The 19314-nt window shown below is 69.5% G+C and carries 17 protein-coding genes; 11 read left to right on the forward strand and 6 right to left on the reverse strand.

What is annotated here, in order from left to right; all coding sequences use genetic code 11:
- Positions 1–35: 35 nt before the first annotated feature.
- From ykgO to FHW73_RS05720, 7 genes are all read left to right on the forward strand, one after another.
- Entirely contained in the window at positions 36–161 is a 126-nt protein-coding gene (ykgO, locus tag FHW73_RS05690; RefSeq protein WP_005913193.1) for a type B 50S ribosomal protein L36, read from the forward strand.
- 237 nt (positions 162–398) lie between these two features.
- Positions 399–722, forward strand: coding sequence for a hypothetical protein (locus FHW73_RS05695; protein ID WP_183425982.1), 324 nt, complete (start codon positions 399–401; stop codon positions 720–722).
- Positions 723–726: 4 nt separating this feature from the next.
- Positions 727–1779 (forward strand): agmatine deiminase family protein, encoded by a 1053-nt coding sequence (locus FHW73_RS05700; protein WP_183425740.1) that lies wholly within the window; start codon positions 727–729, stop codon positions 1777–1779.
- Between the two features lie 88 nt (positions 1780–1867).
- On the forward strand, positions 1868–3070 hold the full coding sequence (locus FHW73_RS05705; protein ID WP_183425741.1) for a serine hydrolase domain-containing protein: 1203 nt from the start codon (positions 1868–1870) through the stop codon (positions 3068–3070).
- 91 nt (positions 3071–3161) lie between these two features.
- Positions 3162–4064, forward strand: coding sequence for a carbon-nitrogen hydrolase (locus FHW73_RS05710; protein WP_183425742.1), 903 nt, complete (start codon positions 3162–3164; stop codon positions 4062–4064).
- A gap of 5 nt (positions 4065–4069) precedes the next feature.
- Positions 4070–4615, forward strand: coding sequence for an N-acetyltransferase family protein (locus FHW73_RS05715; protein ID WP_345776149.1), 546 nt, complete (start codon positions 4070–4072; stop codon positions 4613–4615).
- Between the two features lie 4 nt (positions 4616–4619).
- Positions 4620–5831 (forward strand): TraB/GumN family protein, encoded by a 1212-nt coding sequence (locus FHW73_RS05720; RefSeq protein WP_183425743.1) that lies wholly within the window; start codon positions 4620–4622, stop codon positions 5829–5831.
- 85 nt (positions 5832–5916) lie between these two features.
- Here FHW73_RS05720 and FHW73_RS05725 read toward each other — a convergent pair whose 3' ends face one another.
- Genes FHW73_RS05725 through FHW73_RS05735 form a run of 3 tightly spaced genes read right to left on the reverse strand, consistent with a single transcriptional unit; the run spans position 5917 to position 13630 of the window.
- On the reverse strand, positions 5917–9003 hold the full coding sequence (locus FHW73_RS05725) for an efflux RND transporter permease subunit (protein WP_183425744.1): 3087 nt from the start codon (positions 9001–9003) through the stop codon (positions 5917–5919).
- Positions 9000–12506: an efflux RND transporter permease subunit gene (locus FHW73_RS05730; RefSeq protein WP_183425745.1), complete on the reverse strand. Its 3507-nt coding sequence runs from the start codon at positions 12504–12506 to the stop codon at positions 9000–9002. The genes FHW73_RS05725 and FHW73_RS05730 overlap by 4 nt, the downstream gene beginning before the upstream one ends.
- Positions 12506–13630: an efflux RND transporter periplasmic adaptor subunit gene (locus FHW73_RS05735; RefSeq protein ID WP_183425746.1), complete on the reverse strand. Its 1125-nt coding sequence runs from the start codon at positions 13628–13630 to the stop codon at positions 12506–12508. The genes FHW73_RS05730 and FHW73_RS05735 overlap by 1 nt, the downstream gene beginning before the upstream one ends.
- A 237-nt stretch (positions 13631–13867) precedes the next feature.
- On the opposite strand from FHW73_RS05735, the gene FHW73_RS05740 reads away from it, so the two are divergent.
- Both FHW73_RS05740 and FHW73_RS05745 read left to right on the forward strand, forming a co-directional pair.
- Entirely contained in the window at positions 13868–14233 is a 366-nt protein-coding gene (locus tag FHW73_RS05740) for a cytochrome c (protein ID WP_183425747.1), read from the forward strand.
- 38 nt (positions 14234–14271) lie between these two features.
- Positions 14272–14667: a cytochrome c gene (locus FHW73_RS05745; protein ID WP_255492769.1), complete on the forward strand. Its 396-nt coding sequence runs from the start codon at positions 14272–14274 to the stop codon at positions 14665–14667.
- A 251-nt stretch (positions 14668–14918) separates the two neighbouring features.
- On the opposite strand, the gene FHW73_RS05750 is transcribed toward FHW73_RS05745, so the two are convergent.
- A complete protein-coding gene (locus FHW73_RS05750) occupies positions 14919–16547 on the reverse strand; it encodes a hypothetical protein (protein WP_183425749.1) in 1629 nt (542 codons plus the stop codon).
- Positions 16548–16578: 31 nt separating this feature from the next.
- Positions 16579–17172, reverse strand: a complete 594-nt coding sequence (locus FHW73_RS05755; protein WP_183425750.1) for an NfuA family Fe-S biogenesis protein — start codon at positions 17170–17172, stop codon at positions 16579–16581.
- Between the two features lie 99 nt (positions 17173–17271).
- Here FHW73_RS05755 and FHW73_RS05760 point away from each other — a divergent pair, with 99 nt between their 5' ends.
- Together FHW73_RS05760 and FHW73_RS05765 are read left to right on the forward strand one after the other, a co-directional pair.
- Positions 17272–17613 carry a 4a-hydroxytetrahydrobiopterin dehydratase gene (locus FHW73_RS05760; protein ID WP_183425751.1) on the forward strand — a complete coding sequence of 114 codons (342 nt, stop codon included), beginning with the start codon at positions 17272–17274 and terminating at the stop codon, positions 17611–17613.
- Positions 17613–18005, forward strand: coding sequence for an energy transducer TonB (locus FHW73_RS05765; RefSeq protein WP_183425752.1), 393 nt, complete (start codon positions 17613–17615; stop codon positions 18003–18005). The genes FHW73_RS05760 and FHW73_RS05765 overlap by 1 nt, the downstream gene beginning before the upstream one ends.
- Positions 18006–18024: 19 nt before the next feature.
- On the opposite strand, the gene FHW73_RS05770 is transcribed toward FHW73_RS05765, so the two are convergent.
- Positions 18025–18987: an RluA family pseudouridine synthase gene (locus tag FHW73_RS05770; protein ID WP_183425753.1), complete on the reverse strand. Its 963-nt coding sequence runs from the start codon at positions 18985–18987 to the stop codon at positions 18025–18027.
- Positions 18988–19314: the final 327 nt, after the last annotated feature.

Consider the following 19314-nt stretch of genomic DNA (forward strand, 5'->3'; position numbering starts at 1 on the left):
GGCTTGCCGTTCGTATCCCATCCCAGAGGTTTGTCATGAAGGTCCTGTCGTCCCTGAAGTCGGCGAAGACCCGCCACCGCGATTGCAAGGTTGTGCGTCGCCGCGGCAAGGTCTTCGTGATCTGCAAGTCCAATCCCCGCTTCAAGGCGCGTCAGCGCTAAGAGCGAGGCGGAGCACGCGCGCCCCGGCGCCGCGGTGTTCCGGCAATTCTGCGCCAGCCCTGCGGGCCGGGCGCGGCACGCAAGGGCCGCAGCGATGCGGCCCTTCGTCGTATCGGCGCCGGCCGCATGCAGCGCCATCGCAGGCCGTCTGCTACACCGCCGCCATGCGGCCGGGTTCCCGGCCACGCCTTCCCGTTCGCAGGCCAGGAGTCCGTCATGTCGCGTTCCCCCGTCACGATGTTCGCAGCCGCCGCGCTGGGCGCCACCTTGTTGCTCGGCACCGCACCGGCCACGGCCGACACCCTGCTGGTCGACCGCAGCCGACAGCCAGCCGGGTTGGCGGTCCCCGCACGCGGCATGACGATGGCGCAGGTCGAAGCCGACTTCGGCGCGCCATCCGAACGGCTCGAACCGCGCGGTGGGCAGAAGCGGCAATGGCCGACGATCCACCGCTGGGTCTATCCCGCCTTCACCGTCTATTTCGAGCGCAACCGGGTCGTCGACACGGTCGCCAATCGCGCGACCGCGTCCGAGATCGGCCCCAAGCCCGCCATCCGTTGAGTCCATGACCAAGACCGCAATGCGCTTCCCCGCGGAGTGGGAACCCCAGTCCGCGATCCTGATCGCCTGGCCGACCGAAGACACCGACTGGGCCGAGCGCCTGGGCGAGGTCGAGGACACCTATATCGCGCTGGTCGCGGCCATTACCCGCTTCCAACCGGTGCTGATCTGCGTGCCCGACGAGGACGTCCAGAGCTACGCCTATGTACGCCTGGCCTCCAACCGCGTCGATATGGACCGCGTGCGCTTCGTCGAGGCGGCCTACGACGATACCTGGCTGCGCGATTCGGGGCCGATCACGCTCGTCGGCGGCGATGCGGGCGGCGATGCGTTCGTCCTCAACGACTTCCGCTTCACCGGCTGGGGCGGCAAGTTCGAGGCCAGCCGCGACGACCTGCTGGTCGGGCACCTGCATGCGACCGGGCTGTTCGAAGGCCGCGCCCAGCGCCGGCAGATCGACTTCGCATTGGAGGGCGGCGCGATCGAGACCGACGGGGCCGGCACGCTGCTCACGACCTGGCGCTGCCTGCACGAGCGCCACCCCGAGACCTCGCGTGAGGTACTGAGCGCGCGGCTGGCGGACTGGCTGGCGCAGGACCGCGTGCTGTGGCTCGACCACGGCTACCTCGAGGGCGACGACACCGATGCCCACATCGACACGCTCGCCCGGTTCGCGCCGGACGATGCGATCGTCTTCCAGGCCTGCGACGACACGAACGACCCGCATCACGCCGAACTGCAGGCGATGGCCGACGAGATCGCGGCACTGCGCACGTCCAAGGGCACGCCGTACCGGCTGTTCCCGCTGCCCTGGGCGCAGCCGATCCTCGACCAGGGACGTCGCCTTGCCGCCAGCTATGCGAACTATCTGATTCTCAACGGCGCGGTGCTGATGCCCGCCTATGGCGACCCGGCCGACGAGGCCGCCGCCGCCGTGCTGGCGCAGGCGTATCCGGGACGCGAGATCGTGCAGGTGCCCTGTCGTCCGCTGATCTGGCAGAACGGCAGCCTGCACTGCATCACCATGCAGTTGCCGCAGGGGCTGCTCGCAGGCTGAGCTGCGCAGCCCCGGGCGGGCATGACCAACGGCACTGGAGCTTGACTACACGTGTCGCCACTCTGGCCCGCCGCCTGGAGTGCTTTCGATGCCCCGCCCCGTGCTCGCCGCTCTCGCGGCCTTGCTGTTGTCCGCCACGGCGCTGGCGTCCGCGCCGGGCCAGGACACCCCCGCCGATGCACTGGCCCGGTTGCAGGCGGCCTCCACGGCCGCCGAATCCGATGCGTTGCTGATCGTCCACGACGGTCGCGTGCTGGTCGACACCGCCACTGACCCGGCGCGCGCGCCGATCGAACTGATGTCGGCGACCAAGTCGGTAGTGGCGCTGGGCGTGGGCCTGCTGCTGGCCGATGGCAAGCTGGACTCGCTCGACACCCCCGTCCACACCTTCTTCCCCGAGTGGGCCCAGGGGCGCAAACGCGACATCACCGTGCGCATGCTGCTCGACCACACCTCGGGCCTGCAGAACGCGCCCAACGCCGGCGAGGAGATCTACCCGGCCCCCGACGCCGTACAGCTCGCGCTCGCCGCCGAACTGTCGACGCCGCCGGGCGAGGTCTTCGCCTACAACAACAAGGCGACCAACCTGCTGGCCGGCCTGATCGGCAAGGCGGCGGGACGTCCGATGGACGTCTATCTGAACGAGCGGCTGTTCCAGCCGTTGGGCATCGTGCCAGGCCCCTGGTACCGGGACGTGTCGGGCCAGCCGCATGGCATGGCCGGCCTGCCGCTGACCGCGCACGACGCGGCCAAGATCGGCCGTCTGCTGCTCGACGATGGCGTGACCCCGGACGGCAAGCGTCTGCTGCCCGAAGGGTTCGTCACCGCGCTGTTCACGCCGGGACCGCATTCGGCGCGCGTGGGCCTGCTGTGGTGGCGGATCCCGGCCTGGCAGGTCCTGCGCCTGCGCCCCGAGGCCATCGATGCCGCCCGCACGCGCGGGGCCGACCCGCGCTGGATCGAGGCTCTGGCGCAACTGCGCGACAAGCCGCTGGCAGGCACCGCCGGCCTGCGGACCGCGCTCGGCGAGCTGCTGGGCGACGACTGGCCGGCGATCTACGCCCGCGAGGTCAGCGAACGCGGCATCGCGCGCGCGGACCTGTTCGACGAGGACACCGGGCCGGTGGTGGCCTACGCCGCCGAGGGCTTCCTCGGACAGTACATCGTCGTCGTGCCCGACAAGCGCCTGGTCGCGGTGCGGCAGATCCGGCGCCGCGACACCCCGCATGCACCGGCGCTGGACTATCCGAGCTTCACCGCCGACGTTGTCGCGCTCGCAGCCACGCTTTGACGCGCTCTGAACGGCGGTGGCCGGCGCGCGGGCGCACGCGCTCATCCGCGTTAGCATGGTCGGCCTTTTCAAGTCCCGCATCGCTGCCGCCATGACCCGCAAGACCACCCTGCCCGTCGCGCTGATCCAGGAACGCGCCATCATCGATCGCGGCGCCGACAACGCCGAGGCCAACCTGTCGATCATCGAGACGCGCGTGCGCGAGGCGGCGCGCCAAGGCGCGCGGCTGGTGCTGCTGCAGGAACTGCACAACGGCGCGTACTTCTGCCAGGAGGAGAACGTCGACGCGTTCGACCTGGCCGAGCCGATCCCCGGCCCGAGCACCGAGCGCCTGTCCGCGCTCGCCCGCCAGCATCAGGTGGTGCTGGTGAGCTCGCTGTTCGAGCGCCGCGCCGCCGGCCTGTATCACAACACCGGGGTGGTGTTCGACGCCGACGGCAGCCTGGCGGGCAAGTACCGCAAGATGCACATCCCCGACGATCCGGGCTTCTACGAGAAGTTCTATTTCACCCCGGGCGATCTGGGATTCAAGCCGATCGACACCTCGGTCGGCCGGCTCGGCCTGCTGGTGTGCTGGGACCAGTGGTACCCCGAGGCCGCCCGGCTGATGGCGCTGGCCGGCGCGGACCTGCTGCTCTACCCCACCGCGATCGGCTGGGATCCGGGCGACGACGACGCCGAGAAGACCCGCCAGCGCGATGCCTGGATTCTCAGCCACCGCGGGCACGCGGTGGCCAATGGCCTGCCGGTGCTCTCGTGCAACCGGGTCGGCCACGAGCCCTCACCGCTGGGTGCGGCCGGCATCGACTTCTGGGGCAACAGCCACGTGCTCGGCCCGCAGGGCGAGTTCCTTGCGCAGGCCGGCGGCGATCCGACGCTGCTGACCTGCGAGGTGGATCTGGGGCGCAGCGAGCATGTGCGCCGGATCTGGCCGTTCCTTCGCGACCGCAGGATCGACGCCTACGGCGATCTGCTCAAGCGCTATATCGACTGACGCCGGTGGCCGCCCCCACCTCCGGCGTCCTGATCCGCGACGCGACCGACGGCGACCTGGACGCGATCGCCGCGCTTTATGCGCGGGAGGTCGTCGACGGCGTGGCCACCTACGAGTACGACGCGCCGGACAGCGACGAGATGCGCCGACGCTGGGCGGCGCTGCGCCAGGCCGGCTTTCCGTATCTGGTCGCAGAGCTCGACGGCCGCTTTGCCGGCTATGCCTATGCCGGCAGTTTCCGCGCGCGCATCGGCTATCGCTTCACCGTCGAAAGCTCGGTCTACATCGTGCCGGCGGTGCACGGCCAGGGCGTCGGACGTCGGCTGATGGAGGCGCTGATCGAGTCCTGCGCGCAGCGTGGCTTCCGCCAGATGATCGCGGTGATCGGCCCGCCGCAGGACGGCCCGTCGGTCCGGTTCCACGCGCGCCTGGGCTTTGAGACCGTCGGCGTGCTGCCCGGCTCGGGCCGCAAGCATGGCCGCTGGCTCGACACCATCTTGATGCAACGCGCGCTGGGCGCCGGCGCCACCACCCCACCCGAAGACGAATGACCCGATGACCGATTCCGCCGCCCCCTCGTCCTGGCAGACGCAGCCGCACGCGATCGTCGAGCGCGACGGTGTGCGCTACACGCTGCTGGGTACCGCCCACGTCTCGAAAGTCAGCGTGGAGGCGGTCGAGGATGCGATCGGCAGCGGCGCATTCGACACGGTCGCGGTCGAACTCGACCCGCAGCGCCTGCAGGCGATCACCGACCCCGACGCGCTGGGCAAGCTCAATCTGGTCGACGTGATCCGCAAGGGCCGGGTCGCGCTGTTTGCCGCCAATCTGGCGCTGTCGGCCTACCAGCGCAGGCTCGCCGAGCAGCTCGGCATCGAACCGGGCGCCGAGCTCAAGCGCGCCGTCGCGCTCGCCGATGCCCGCGGCCTGCCGGTCGCACTGATCGACCGCGATGTCGGCCTGACCTTCCGCCGCACCTCGGCACGGCTCGGGCTGCTGGGCAAGCTCCGGCTCGGCAGCAGCCTGATGTCGGGCCTGCTGACCAACGAGGAAATGGGCGAGGACGAGATCGAGAAGCTCAAGCAGGGCGACATGCTCGAGTCGAGCTTCGGTGATTTTGCCCGCAGCGATCCCAAGCTCTACGAGACCATCATCGCCGAGCGCGACCGCTACATGGCCGCGCGCCTGCGCGGCGATGTCGGTCAGGCCCGCGAAGTGCTGGCGGTCGTCGGCGCCGGCCACCTGGCCGGCATCGCGCGCCACCTCGCCGAGGATACCCAGGCGCCGTCGGCGATTCGGACCGAGCTGGAGCAGGCGCCGAGTACGCGCCGGTTCCCGTGGTTCACCACCCTGTTGATGGCGCTGATCCTGGCGATGATCGGCTGGGGCTACTGGCATGGCGGCGCCGACGTCGGCCGCCAGTTGCTCGAGGAATGGGTGTTGATCACCGCCGTATTCGCGGCGCTGGGCGCGATTGCCGCCGCCGCGCATCCGCTGGGTATCCTGGCCGCGGCGATTGCCGCGCCGCTCAAGCCGTTCCGCCCACCGGGCGTGTCGCCCGGTCTGTTCAGTGCGCTGATCGAGGCGCACATGCGCAAGCCCGCCTACGGCGACTTCCTGGCCCTGCGCGACGATGCCGGCACGTTCCGCGGCTGGTACCGCAACCGCGTCTCGCGGACGATCCTCAACTTCCTGTTCACCAACCTGGGATCGAGCATCGGCGTGTGGGTGGCCGGTCTTCGGATCTTCGGCAAGCTGCTGCACTGACCGCCGCGGACACGCAGGTCCGGCGCCGACCACCGGATCTCAAGACGGCATGGCCCGCGCCGCCGAGCGACGCGGACCACGGAGGCTACGACGCCGTGGATACGCTCGCCGGCACGCCCCGTGCGCGGCGGAGCATGCGCGCCGTGCCGTGCCGCAGGTCGTCGAGAATCGCGTAGATCGTCGGCAGGAACAGCAGGCTGACCACGGTCGAGAACGCCAACCCGCCGGCAACCGCACGCGCCATCGGCGAGTACGCCAGACCACCGAGGACGACAGTGTCGCTGAGCGAGATCGGCACCATCGCCAGGATCGCGGTGCCCATTGTCATCATGATCGGGCGCAAGCGCTCGCGACTGCCCTCCACCAGCGCTTCCAGGCGCGGCATGCCGCGTCGGCGCAGGTTGTTGATGTGCTCGACCATGATGATGCCGTTGTTCACGACCACGCCCATCAGCACCAGGATGCCGATGAAGGCCATCACCGTGAACGCGGTGCCCGTGAGCCAGAACAGCCAGAACACGCCGAACACCGAGAACAGCACGCAGCTCATGATCGCCGCCGGGAACAGCAGCGATTCGAACACCGCCGCCATCACCACGTAGATCATGATCACCGCGATCAGCAGGTTGAACAGCATCTGCTGGCTGGCTGCCGCATCGTCCTCGAAGCCGCTGCCCGAGAAGCTGTACCCGTAGCCGGCGGGGAACGCGACCGTGTCCAGCGTCTGCTCCAGCGCCTTGCGGGCGTCGGGCATCGTGGTTCCACCGGCAAGGTTGGCCTGCAGCGTCAACGACGTCTGCCGGTCGTTGCGGGTGATCTTGCTGGAGGAGGGCTCGACGCGCATCTCGACCAGGCTGGTCAGCGGTACGCTGCGACCATCGGGCGCGCGGACCATGAACGCGGCGATATCGGCCTCGCTGTAGGTCTCCGCGCCCGCGAAGCGCACCCACACCGGCACCTCGTCGTCGCCACGCCGGAACTCGCGCAACTGGCTGCCGCGCAGGGCCAGGCCGACGAAGTTCGACACCTGCTCGGCCGAGAATCCAAAGGCGGCCGCACGGTCGCGATCGACGCTGATCCGAAGCTCGTGGTTGAGATCGCCCGAGTCCACGCGCACGTCGCGCAGCGCCGGATTGGCCGCCAGGATCGGGATCACGCCATCGGCGATCTCGCGCAGGACCTGGGTCGAATCGCCGACCAGTTGCACCTGCACACCCTGGCTGCCGCCGGCCCCGCCACCGCCGCCCCCACCGCCGCCGCCACGCACGCCCACATCGGCGCGCGCGGACTTGGGCAGCGCCTCGCTGATCGCGTCCGACAGCACCCGGGTGTCCCCCACATCGTCATTGAACGTGATGATCGTGCCCGAGTCGCCGCCCTCACCGAACCACGAATAGAGCTGCCGGATCCGATACTGCTCTCGGTGCTCGTCGAGGAACGTCTCGTAGCGACGCACCTCCTCGGAGCGCTGCTGCAGGTTGTAGCTGCCCTTCCACTGGTAGTAGAGCTGGATTTCCTTGCCGCCGCCGCTGTCGCCGAACATATCGAACTTGATCTGGCTCATCGGCAGCAGGCTCAACGCCACCACCAAGGCGATGCCGGCCACCGACCAGCCCCGGTGCTGCAGCGACCAGCGCAGCACCCGCGCATAGCCGCGCTGCATGCGCGGGATCAGCCCATTGGGCCGCGAGACCGCCGGCGGCGTCTTCATGCGCGCCGACATCATCGGGATCAGACTCACGGCGACCAGCCACGAGGCCAGCAACGACACCGAAATGGTGATCGCCAGCTGGTTCATGAAGATGCTGATGTTGTTGGTCTCGCCCAGCATGTTGGGCACGAACACGATGCAGTGGCACAGCGTGCCGGCCGACAGCGCGATCGCGACGTGCCGCGTACCCAGCACCGAGGCCAGCCAGGGCTGGTCGGGCATGCGTTCGCGTTCCTGGTAGATGCTCTCCACCACCACCACGGCATTGTCGACGAGCATGCCGACCGCCAGCAGCAAGCCCATCAGCGACAGCACGTTGAGCGTGACATCGAAGAAATGCATGAAGCCCAGGGTGATGATGAAGCAGATCGGGATCGCCAGCGTCACCATCAGCGTCGATGGCCAGTGACGCAGGAAGAAGTACAGCACGACGATCGACAGCACCAGACCGATCGCGCCCGCCTCGACCAGTTCCAGCAGCGAGGACGTCACTTCCTCACCCATGTTCTGGATGACCTTGACGTCGATGCCCTCCAGCCCCGGTTCGCTGCGCGCGGTCTCGACTTCGGCCAGCACGGTACGCGCGACCTCGACGAGGTTGGCGTCGCGCTCCTTGAAGATTTCCAGCCCCACCGCCGCGCGCCCGTCGAGGCGCCGGCCGTAATCCATGCGCTGCGGCTTGAAGCGCACATCGGCGATATCCGACAGCCGCAGCCCCTTCTGGTCGATCACCAGGTCACGTAGTTGCTGAAGGTCCTGGATCTCACCCAGCGGCTGCACCCGCAGGCGCTGCCCGCCATCGAGAATCTGGCCGGCCGAGACCGAGAAGTTCAATGCGCGCAGGCGGGTGGCCAGGGCGTTGAGTTCGATGCCGTGTGCGGTCAGGCGATCGGGCTGGACCGCGATCTCGACTTCGTTCGGCGCCGCGCCACTGATCTCCACCCGCGCCACACCGGGCACCCGTTCGAGCCGGCGCTTGAGCTGCCGGTCGATCATTTCGTAACTGCCCGACAGGTCGACATTGGCGGCCAGCCGCAGGCGCAGCACCGCCTCGTCGCTGGTCGTCCACTTGTGGACGAAATAGCGACGAAAGTCGTCGGGCAGGTCGCTGCGGATCGCGTCGATCTTCTCGCGCGCCTCGGCCGCGCTGATCGCGATGTCGCGGTCCCAGTCCGAGAACTGCAGCAAGACGCCCGCACCATCCGCGCTCGCCTCGCCGCGCATGCGCTTGATCCCACCCATCGTCGCCAGCGCTTCCTCGGCCGGGCGCAGCAGATTCTGCTCGGCTTCCGCCGGCGTCGAGCCGGCATACGGCATCTGCACGTAGAGGATCGGCATCGTCAGATCGGGCAACGCCTCCAGCGGCAGGCGGACCGCGGCAATCAGACCGATCACCACCATCGAGACGAAACACATGATGGTGGTGACCGGGCGACGCAGGCTCAGCTCGGCGATGCTCATGGCGTGCCGGCCTCCGCCCCATCACGCTCGGCCGCCGCGCCCAGGCGCGCGCGACGACCGCGCTCGGCGTAGAACGCATCGGACTTGCGATCCAGCAGGTCGTAGACCACCGGAATCACCAGCAGCGTGAGCACGGTCGACACCGCAAGGCCACCCATGACGGTGATCGCCATCGGTGAGCGCACCTCCGCGCCCTCGCCCAGCGCCAGCGCCAGCGGCAGAAAGCCGAACAGCGTCGCCAGCGTGGTCATGACGATCGGACGCAGACGCGAGCGCGCGCCCTCGACCAGTGCCTCGCGCTTGGCCATGCCGGCCTCGCGCAGCTGGTTGACCTTGTCGATCAGGATGATCGCGTTCTTGACCACCAGGCCCACCATCAGGATCAAACCGATGAAGGCGACGACCGAGATCGTGTTGCCGGTCAGCAGCAGCGCCCCGATCGCACCGACCATCGCCAGCGGGATCGTGAACAGGATCACGAACGGATGCAGCAGCGACTCGAACTGCGAGGCCATCACCAGGTAGACCAGGAAGATCGCCAGCGCGAACGCCATCAGCAGCGAGCGCATCGACTCGGCCAGCTCTTCGCCCTGGCCACCGATGTGCAACCCGATCTCGGGGCCGAGCGGATTCTGGGCGACCATCTGCCGCACCTCGGCCATCGCCGCGCCCAGATCGATGTCGCGCAGGTTCGCCGACACCACCGCCACGCGCACTTGGTCGGCGCGATGGATCTCGCTCGGGCCGATGGTCGCGATCACGTCGGCGACCGAATCCAGCCGCACCGCAGCGCCACTGCCCGGGTTGACGATCAGGTTGCGGATGCGCTCCACCGAATCGCGCTCGTGCTCCTGCGCACGCACCAGCACGTCGATCTTGCGGTCGCGAAAGTTGTAGCGTGTGGCCACTTCGCCGCGCACCGCACGTACCACCGCATCGGCGATCTGCCGCGTGGTCAGGCCGAACGCACCCGCACGCTCCTGGTCGAAGACGATCTGGATCTCGGGAAAGCCCTGTTCCACCGTGCTCTTGACGTCGGCGTAGTGCGGATTGGCCCGCAACAGTTCGGCCATGCGCTGCCCGGCCTTCGCCAGCCCCTCGAGATCCTGGCCGCGCAGCTCGATCTCCAGCGGCGTGGAGAAGCTGAAGATCTGCGGCCGCGAGAAGTCGACCGCGACCCCGGGATACCGGCGCATGGTCTCGCGCAGACGGTCGGTCTGCTGCGCCTCGAACTCACGGCTGCCACCACCGCTCATGACGATGCTCAGCCGACCGATGTTCTCGCCGCTCTCGGTGGGATTCGCGTCCAGCCGGGTGCCGCTGCCGCTCACGCCGAACAGCAAGGCCACGCCGTCATCGTCGCGATGCGCCTGCTGCACCTCGCGCATGATGCGGTCGGTCTCGCGCAACGGCGTGCCGGGTGGCAGCTTGGCGGTCATCTCGAACCGGTCCTGTGCCAGCTGCGGAATCAGGTCGGTACCCAGCAGTGGCACGGCGAACATGCTGACCACAAACACCGCAGTCGCGGTCCCCAGCACCAGCCACGGACGCGCCAGCGCCGCCGGCAGGATGCGCATATAGCCGCGCTCGGCGCGCTCGTAGGGCGCCATCGCCATATCACTGGCGCGTCCCATCACGCGGCCGACCACGTGCGAGACGCCGCGCCACAGACGGATGAGCAGCCAGGCCAGGCCGAACAGCACGCCGCGGATGCCGGCACCGATGCCACGGCCGGTGGCTGCGAACGGTTTCTGCCAGCGGCGCTCCGGGCGCCACTGCGGATGCGGCGCTTCTTCCGGGAACGCCAGCGGCGGCCGGCCCTTGAGCGAGGCCAGCATCGGGATCAGCGTCATCGCCACCAGCAGCGACACGCCGACCGCGATCGCGATCGTCAGCGCCTGGTCGCGGAACAACTGGCCGGCAATACCCTCGACGAACACCAGCGGCAGGAACACCGCGATGATCGTCAGCGTCGAGGCTATCACCGCCATGCCCACTTCCCGCGTGCCGGTGATCGCGGCCTCCAGCACGCCCAGCCCGCGTTCGCGCGCCTTGGCGATCGACTCGAGCACAACGATCGAATCGTCGACCACCAGGCCGGTCGCAAGCGCCAGGCCGCCGAGCGACATCACGTTCAAGCTCAGCCCCAGCTGGCCCATGAAGAAGAACGTGGTGATGATCGAGACCGGCAGCGACAGGCTCACCACCAGCGTGCTCCAGCCGTTGCGCAGGAACAGGAAGATGATCAGCACCGCCAGGGTGCCGCCGATCAGCGCATCGGTGCGCACGTCGTTGATCGCCGCCCGCACGAACTTGGACTGGTCGTCGACGACGGTCAGCGTCATGCCGGTCGGCAGATCCTTGCGGATCACCTCCAGCCTCGCCTGGATCGCATCGGCGGTCGACACGGTATTCGCATCGCCCTCCTTGTAGATCGCCAGCTCCACCGCCTCGTCGCCGCCGAGCCGGATGATGCTCTCGCGCTCCTTGAAGCCCTGGCGCACGGTGGCGATGTCGCGCAGGCGGATCGCACGCCCCCCCGCGATCGTCGCGCCGTCCGCGCCCGAGGCGTTCTGCACCGACGCCGCCGCCGCGAGCACCGCCTGCGAGCCGCTCGCCGCCGCGATCGCGGCCATCTGCTGCGCCGCACTGGCCGCGGCGTTGTCGCCACCCGACTGCGTGGCCACCAGCATCTCGCCGATCTGCTCGACGCTCGCGAACTGGTTGACCGTGCGCACCAGGTAGCGCTGGGTGCCCTGGTCGAGACGACCACCCGACAGGTTGATGTTCTCCTGCTGCAGGCGCTGGATCACGTTCTCGATCGGCAGGCCGATGCGCGCCATCTGCTGCAGGTCCAGCTCCACCTGCACTTCGTCCTCGAAGCCGCCGCCGACCTTGACCGCGGCCACGCCGCCCACCGGCTCGAGCTTCTTCTTCAGATCGTCGTCGGCGTAGCGACGCATGCGGGTCAGCTCGTCGACCGCATCGCCCTTGTCGCCCGCGGTCAGTGCGAGGCGCAGGATCGGCTCGGTGGACGGGTTGAAGCGCAGCAGCACCGGCGGCTTGACCTCGAGCGGCAACTGCAGGGTTTCGAGCTTGTCGCGCACCTCCAGGCTCGCCTGGTCCATGTCGGTACCCCAGGCGAACTCCAGCACCACATCGCTCTGACCGGTCCGCGAGATCGAGCGCAGCTTGCGCACGCCCTTGACCACGCCCAGCGCCTCCTCGACCGGCTCGCTGACCAGCGTCTCGATCTCCGACGGCGCCGCGCCGGTGTATTCGGTGCGCACGGTCAGCGTGGGATAGCTGAGATCGGGCAGCAGGTTGACCTTGAGGTTGGTCAGCGCGATCAGGCCGAACAGCATCATGCTGATCGCGACCATCCACACGGTCACGCGGCGGCGCGTGGAGAACTCGACCAGATCGAAGCGCCTGGGCGCAGTGGCGTGCGGGTCCGCGGCCGGGCCGTCGCCGGCGGGGCCCTCGTGGGAGGCGCCGGCCATTACTGCGCGTCGCTCTTGGCGTCGGTGGCGGGCTTGGCAGCTGCGACGGGGGCCGCGCCGATCACCTGCACCGGGCTGCCCTCGCGCAGCGCGACCTTGCCCGCGGTCACCACCTGCATGCCGTCCGCAAGGCCGTCACGAACTTCGATCAGATCGCCGTCGACATAGCCCAGCGTCACCGGCACGCGCACCGCCTTGCCGTCACGCACGGTGAACACTGCGGCCTGGTCGCCGTCGTCGAGCAGCGCGGCGCGCGGGATCACCAGCGCGTCGGCGCGCTGGTCGTAGTCGATGTGGATGCGCCCGAACATGCCCGCGCGCAGCGCATCGGTGCCAGCGAAAGCGGTCACCACGCGGAACGTGCCGCTGCGCGATTCGACCACCGGGGCGACGCGCTCGACGACGCCCTCGAACGATTCGCCCGGCAGTGCATCGACCTGCAACCGGACCGGCTGGCCACGCTTGAGCACGCGCAACTCGCGCTCCGGGACATTGAGCGTCGCCTCGATGCGCGCGTTGTCGACGATGCTGAAGATCGGCGTGTTGATCTGCACGAAGTTGCCGGTACGGATCATGCGCTGGGAGATCACCCCGGCGATCGGTGCGGTGACCGTCGTATAGGACAGTTCCAGTTGCGCCATCTCGTACTGCGCGCGCGCGGTGTCGAGATCGAACTTGATCTGGTCCAGGTCGTTGGCGCTGATCATCTGCTGGCCGACGAGTTGCTGGGCGCGGCGGTAGCTGTTCTCCAGCTTGCCCATCGTCGCCCGGCTCTGCAGCACCGCCAGGCGCGCACGGTCGGGGTCGAGTCGCACCAGCGGCTGGCCGGCACGGACCGCATCGCCCTCCTCGGCCAGCACCTCCAGCGCGATGCCCGAGGTCTTGGCGACCACATCCGCGCCACGGGGCACCTCCAGCGACGCGGTGCCCACGTAGCTCGCCGCCACGCTGCGCCGCGCCACGGTGTCGGTCTCCACCGGCACCGGCGCCTGCGCCGCCTCGCCGGGCTTGGCCTGGGCATCGCCCCCGCCCCCCTTGCAAGCGCTCAAGCCAAGGGCGGCCGCCAGCAACAGGCCACCAGTGAGGATGCGTCCCGTGGACGCGCGGACGAGCAGTGTCGACATTGGAATGGAATGACCCCTACGGTGTGGTAGCAATGTAGTTCACCCGAACATACGGGTTCCATCCGCCATTGGTCATGGTGACCTCCGGCGTCAGGCATGGTCCACGCGGAGTCGTTGGGTTTGCACAACACCCATGGCTATACTGGACTGGTTGCCCGCGGTTCAGCGACCGCCCGCGGGTCACGTCCGACGCTCCCCCGACAGCCGTTCCAGCCACTCAGGATTGCGGATACCAAGATGACGCGACCGCTGCTGCTCGCCTCCTGCCTCACCCTCGCCGCGATGGCGTCCCCCTCCGCCCCTGCGCAGACCGCCGCCGCCCCTGCCACCGCGTCCAATGCGCCGCTGGTGGGCGATGCCGGCAACGGCCGGACCCTGACCTACACCTGTCAGGGCTGCCACGGCGTCGAGGGCTACCGCAACGTGTATCCGCACTACCACGTGCCCCGGATCGGCGGTCAATCCTCCCAGTACCTGGTCAATGCGCTCAACGAGTACAAGCGCGGCACCCGCCGGCATCCGACGATGCAGGCGCAGGCGCAGAGCTTCTCGGACCAGGACATCGCCGACATCGCCGCGTTTCTTTCGGAGCTGACCCAGTGAGCGGCATGAACCGGACCCTCTTTGTGTTGATCCCCGCCATGACCTGCCTGGCGCTGGCCGCCTGCAGCGGCCCCGCTGCCGATGACCAGGCGCATGCCAGCGGCGGCACGTCTTCGGCCGGCCTGCCCAATGGCTCTGTGCAGGCAGGCGAGCGCGCCGCCAACGTCAAGAGCGCCGCCACCGGCCAGACCTGCATCGATTGCCACGGCGCCGGCGGCAATGCGCCGCTCGACCCGACCTATCCGAAGATCGGTGGGCAGTACCGCGACTACATCGCCCATGCACTCCAGGCCTACCGCGACGGGACACGCGAGCACGCACTGATGTCGCAGCAGGCCACGGGCCTGAGCGATCAGCAGATTGCAGACCTCGCCGCCTACTTCGCCGACCAGCCCAGCCAGCTGCGCGATCTGCGCGGCGTGCACGACCGCTAACCGTCGTTGCCGTCGCGCAAGTCCGGGTGCGTTCTCTCAACGCAGGATGGGGCCCCGTGCGCGGATCAACACGTTGATCCGCTCTGCATCTGCGCTGCTATTGGGTCTAGTCGGCTGCGGGTTTCAGCCTTTGGCCTGACCTGCGCGCCGTAGAGCGAGCCCAGCATTACTGCGCGATGGGTCGAAGCGCAGCCCTCGCCCGAGGTTGGGCTGCGTGTTCGGTCATCGAAAAAGCTCGGCGTCCCGCGGCCTCACTTGCGCAGGCTGTCGCGGTCTTCCTGCAACTCCGGCTTCCACGGCACGTCCGGCGGCGGACGGCCGTCGGTCTCGACGTCCTGCATGTTCGGATCGGTGATCCCGCAGCCGCCGCCGAACGCCAGCAACGCAACACTGCACTGGATGGTCTTGCTGGTGCCGGGAATCGGGATCAGCACCGTCTGCACGCTGCGCCGCACCCATTCTTCCAGCAGCGACTCGCTGGGCACCCAGTAGCGGTCGAAGCGTGTCGACTCGTAGCCCGGCGCCGGCCGCCGCAGCCAGGTGCCCATGCGGTCGATCTTCTCGAAATCCTCGGTGATCGTGCCCGGCGGCAGTCCGCCGCCGACACGCCCACCGTCGGCCAGGCGCGGGCGGCCATCGGCGCCGAACAGGCCCGACGGGCTGCCGGGACGGCCGCCGTCGCGCGCGGTGTCGGCGTCGCCCCAGTCATCGGCGGCACGGGTCGACGGCGCAGCCCCCGGCGGGGACGCAACGCTAGGCCCGCGACCGGCAGTCGACGCCGGCGTCCGTTCGCCCGCGCCTGGCGCAGGCACGGGCGTCGCCGCGCCACTTGGTACGGGCGGCGCCGGCACCGCGGCCGGGGCCGGGGTGGCCGCGACCTCGGCAGCAGGCGCAGGCGCGGGATCGCGCAGCGGCACCGAGCGTTCGCGCGCGGCCACCTCGGGCGTGGGCCGCGATGCCGGCGTCGGGGCCTCGACCGCCACTTGCGGCCGCGTCGCGGTCGGCAGGCGCACCGTCTCGGTCGCCTGCGCCACCGCCCGCTCGCGGACCTCGACCTCCAATGTCGGTGCCTCGGGCCTAGGTGGCGCCAGGTCGATGCGTTGCGGCCCACGGATGGCCGGCACCTCGACCGCCTGCAGCGTGGCGTCGGGCACCTGGCGCTCGCGGACCGCGACTTCCGGCACCGGCACCGCCGGACGCGGCGGCGGCAAGGTGAATGCGCTGTCGGGCAGCGGCGTCTCGGTGACCTGCAGCACGTCCTGCGCAGGCGCGCCGTCCGCATCGGCCACCGTGCTCGCGGGCGCGGGATCCTGGGCCGCTGGTGGCGCCACGGGTGCGGGCGCCGGTGCGGAGGCAGGCTCGACAGGCGGAGCCGGAACGGCAGCCGTCGGCGTCGGCGGCGCCGGTGCCTGCTCGCCTGCGCCGCCCCCGGCGTCACGAGGCGTGCCGTCGCCGATGAACACCGCCTCGACGACATGTTCCTCGCCTTGGGCAGCGTCGGTCACGGCCAGGAACCGCGCCTGCATCAGCAGCAGCAACAGGCCCAGCCACGTCAGCTGGATCAGCAGCGTACTCACCAGCGACACGATCCGCAGGCCGCGTTCGTCCCGGGGATCGTGCTCCCACAGCGGATAGGCCAGGCTGGCCCAGGCGGCCAGCGCATGGGCCGGCGGCGTGCCGCGACGACGCGGAGGCACTGGGCGGCCGGCCAGCGCTGTGGCGATCGCCGCCGCAGCCGCGCCGGTTACCGCACCGCCGCGCACCCGCATGGTGGCGAACCAGTCGGCCCATCCGGGCGGAAAGCGCCCCGGCGTTTCGGTCGATCCGGCCGACCGCCGCCGGCGACGGAGCACCTCGATCAGGTCGGCAGAGGTGAACATCCGTCGCAGGCCGCCGGCTGCCGGACCTGGATCAGGCCGCGTCGCGCGGCATGTACGGCGCGCTGCCGCTGTCGTGATCGGTCGCGTCGCGCACGGCAGTGACGCCGGGCACCTTCTCCATCAGCGTTTTCTCGATGCCCTGCTTGAGCGTCACATCGACCAGGCCGCAGCCGTGGCAGCCACCGCCGAAGCGCAGCACCACCACGCCTTCGGCGGTGATCTCCTGCACCGAGACGTTGCCGCGATGCTGGGCGAGCTGCGGATTGACCTCGTTCTCGACCACCCAGTGCACCCGCTCCACCAGCGATGCGGCTTCCGGCGGCGCCTCGCCCTTGATCTTCGGCGCCCGGATCTGCAACTGCCCGCCCGTGGCGCGGGCCTCGTAGTCGATCTGCGCGCCGTCCAGATAGGGCACGCTCGGCGCGTCGAGCCACAACGTGAAGCCCTCGCAGTCGATCGCCCATTCGTCGCCGGTCAGATCGCCGGGCTCGGCGAACTCCAGCCGCACGTCCGCGCGCGTGGTGCCGGCGTGGACCGCGGCCAGGCGCACCCCCAGCCCCGGGAGCGCTTCGCGCTCGATCAGCTTGCGGAAATGCGTCTGTGCGGATTCGGTGATATTGATCATGGGGGTATTCTAGCGAGCCTGCGCCGGCGCACATGCCGGTCGCCGTCTGTCGCATGAATGGCCGTCCGGGAACGGCCGCCGCTGCCCAAGGAGTTGCCGATGTCGGATCTCATCCCCCTCGCCCAGGCCCACTGCATCGCCCGCCGCGGCGCCGAGCACCGCCTGACCGAAGCGCGGGTGCGCGAGTTGCTGCCGCAACTGCCCGAATGGGCCCTCGCCGAGGACGGACGCGCGCTGACCCGCACGTTCCGCTTCGAGGATTACCATCGGACGATGGCGTTCGTGAACGCACTGGCGTTCATCGCCCACCGCGAGGACCACCACCCCGATCTGGGTGTGCACTACGACCGCGTCGAGGTCCGCTACTCGACCCACGATGTCGGCGGGCTGAGCGAGAACGACTTCATCTGCGCGGCCAAGGCCGACGCGCTGGTCGCCTGATGGCCGTTCGCAGAATCGCCCTCGCCGCCGCCCTCGCCGTCTGGCTTGCGGCCTGCGTATCGAGCCAGGTGGCCAGCTCCGGCGAGGCCGCCGACGCCGACACCAACACCGTGGGGGCGTCGGTCGACATCCGCAGTGTCCGTAGCCACCCGCCCAAGTATCCGGCGGAGGCCGTCCGCGAGGGCGTCAGCGGCACGGTCGAGATGCAAATCGAGGTCGGTGCCGATGGCGCCTTCCGGGATGTGCGGATCGTCAAGAGCAGCGGCAGCCCCCCGCTCGATGCCGCCGCGATGGAAGCAGCACGACACTGGCGCTACGCCCCCGCGCGGCGCAACGGCAAACCGGTGCGGGGCCATGTCCGGATTCCGCAGACGTTCACCTTGCAGAACTGAAGTCCGGCCCGCGCCCTGATCAGCCGAGCCGATCCAGCGCCTCGCGCAGATCATCGGCCAGCGGCGCGTTGAGGACGTAGGCCTCGCCATCGTCGAGCGCGAATTCCAGCGATGCGGCGTGCAGGAACAGCCGCCGCAGCCCGATCTGCTCGCGCAGCCGCCGGTTGACCGCAAGATCGCCGTATTTGTCGTCGCCAGCCACCGGATGGCCGATGTGCTGGGCGTGCACCCGGATCTGGTGAGTGCGCCCGGTCTCGATCCGCACCTCGCAGTACGAGTGCCCGCCACGGCGCTCGAGCACCTGGAAATGGCTCAGCGAGGGCTTGCCCGCGGCGTTGACCTGGACATGGCGCTCGCCGCCCTGGCGCAGCCCCACGTGCAACGCCGCATCGACGCTCATCGTGCCGGAGGGCAGGCGCCCGGCCAGCAGCGCCAGATAGCGCTTGCGGATGCCCGCGCCGTGGTCCTCGCGCATCAGCGCCTGCAGTTGAGTCAGTGCCGAGCGCTTCTTGGCCAGCACCATCAGCCCCGAGGTGTCGCGGTCGAGCCGGTGCACGAGCTCCAACGACTGATTCGGGCGCAGCGCACGCAAGGTCTCGATGACCCCGAAACTGATCCCGCTGCCGCCATGGCTGGCGATTCCCGACGGTTTGCTGATCGCCAGCAACCGCGCATCCTCGAACACGATGCTCGCCTCCATCGCCGCCAGCAGTCCGCGCGACGGTGTGCCCGCCTCCCCGGCCGGCGCCAGCCTGACTGGGGGGATCCGGACCTCATCACCGGCCTCGAGCTTGCGCTCGGCCTTGGCGCGGCCGCCGTTCACCCGCACCTGGCCGCTGCGCACGATCTTGTAGACGATCGACCGCGGCGCGCCCTTGAGCTGGCCCAGCAGGAAGTTGTCGAGGCGCTGGCCGGCGCGGTCGTCGGTCACCCGGACCAGCCGCACACCGCCGCCGGCCGGGCCGGAATCGTTGTCAGTCATCGTCGCTTATTTATCTGCTACACTCGGCCCGCGATATAAGGTGCTGATTTCCCTGGAAGATCACGGGCCAAAAGCCCACCTTCCGAAGGTCTCCGGACAGTGCGCGGCCACCGCCCCAGGGGCGGCCATGTTAGCGGCTGGACGGCAACGCTGCTTATCGCCCGATGCCTGGCATCGGCGCTGAACACGTCCCGCGCGGCGCCCGTCCCGGTCCAAGACCGGTCGCGAGCGGCCAGCGGCCCGCAACACCCAGACAACAACGAGCGCTCCCGCGGCCCGCCGTGGTGTCGTAGCGCTGGAAAATCCGGTTCGTCGCTGCGCGTGCGC

The sequence above is a fragment of the Luteimonas sp. RC10 genome, assembly GCF_014192745.1.
GTDB lineage: Bacteria > Pseudomonadota > Gammaproteobacteria > Xanthomonadales > Xanthomonadaceae > Luteimonas.

Coding starts and splice junctions, on each gene's coding strand:
- ykgO (WP_005913193.1), top strand. CDS start 36: ATGAAGGTCCTGTCGTCCCTGAAGTCGGCGAAGACCCGCCACCGCGAT.
- FHW73_RS05695 (WP_183425982.1), top strand. CDS start 399: ATGTTCGCAGCCGCCGCGCTGGGCGCCACCTTGTTGCTCGGCACCGCA.
- FHW73_RS05700 (WP_183425740.1), top strand. CDS start 727: ATGACCAAGACCGCAATGCGCTTCCCCGCGGAGTGGGAACCCCAGTCC.
- FHW73_RS05705 (WP_183425741.1), top strand. CDS start 1,868: ATGCCCCGCCCCGTGCTCGCCGCTCTCGCGGCCTTGCTGTTGTCCGCC.
- FHW73_RS05710 (WP_183425742.1), top strand. CDS start 3,162: ATGACCCGCAAGACCACCCTGCCCGTCGCGCTGATCCAGGAACGCGCC.
- FHW73_RS05720 (WP_183425743.1), top strand. CDS start 4,620: ATGACCGATTCCGCCGCCCCCTCGTCCTGGCAGACGCAGCCGCACGCG.
- FHW73_RS05725 (WP_183425744.1), bottom strand. CDS start 9,003: ATGAGCATCGCCGAGCTGAGCCTGCGTCGCCCGGTCACCACCATCATG.
- FHW73_RS05730 (WP_183425745.1), bottom strand. CDS start 12,506: ATGGCCGGCGCCTCCCACGAGGGCCCCGCCGGCGACGGCCCGGCCGCG.
- FHW73_RS05735 (WP_183425746.1), bottom strand. CDS start 13,630: ATGTCGACACTGCTCGTCCGCGCGTCCACGGGACGCATCCTCACTGGT.
- FHW73_RS05740 (WP_183425747.1), top strand. CDS start 13,868: ATGACGCGACCGCTGCTGCTCGCCTCCTGCCTCACCCTCGCCGCGATG.
- FHW73_RS05745 (WP_255492769.1), top strand. CDS start 14,272: ATGACCTGCCTGGCGCTGGCCGCCTGCAGCGGCCCCGCTGCCGATGAC.
- FHW73_RS05750 (WP_183425749.1), bottom strand. CDS start 16,547: ATGTTCACCTCTGCCGACCTGATCGAGGTGCTCCGTCGCCGGCGGCGG.
- FHW73_RS05755 (WP_183425750.1), bottom strand. CDS start 17,172: ATGATCAATATCACCGAATCCGCACAGACGCATTTCCGCAAGCTGATC.
- FHW73_RS05760 (WP_183425751.1), top strand. CDS start 17,272: ATGTCGGATCTCATCCCCCTCGCCCAGGCCCACTGCATCGCCCGCCGC.
- FHW73_RS05765 (WP_183425752.1), top strand. CDS start 17,613: ATGGCCGTTCGCAGAATCGCCCTCGCCGCCGCCCTCGCCGTCTGGCTT.
- FHW73_RS05770 (WP_183425753.1), bottom strand. CDS start 18,987: ATGACTGACAACGATTCCGGCCCGGCCGGCGGCGGTGTGCGGCTGGTC.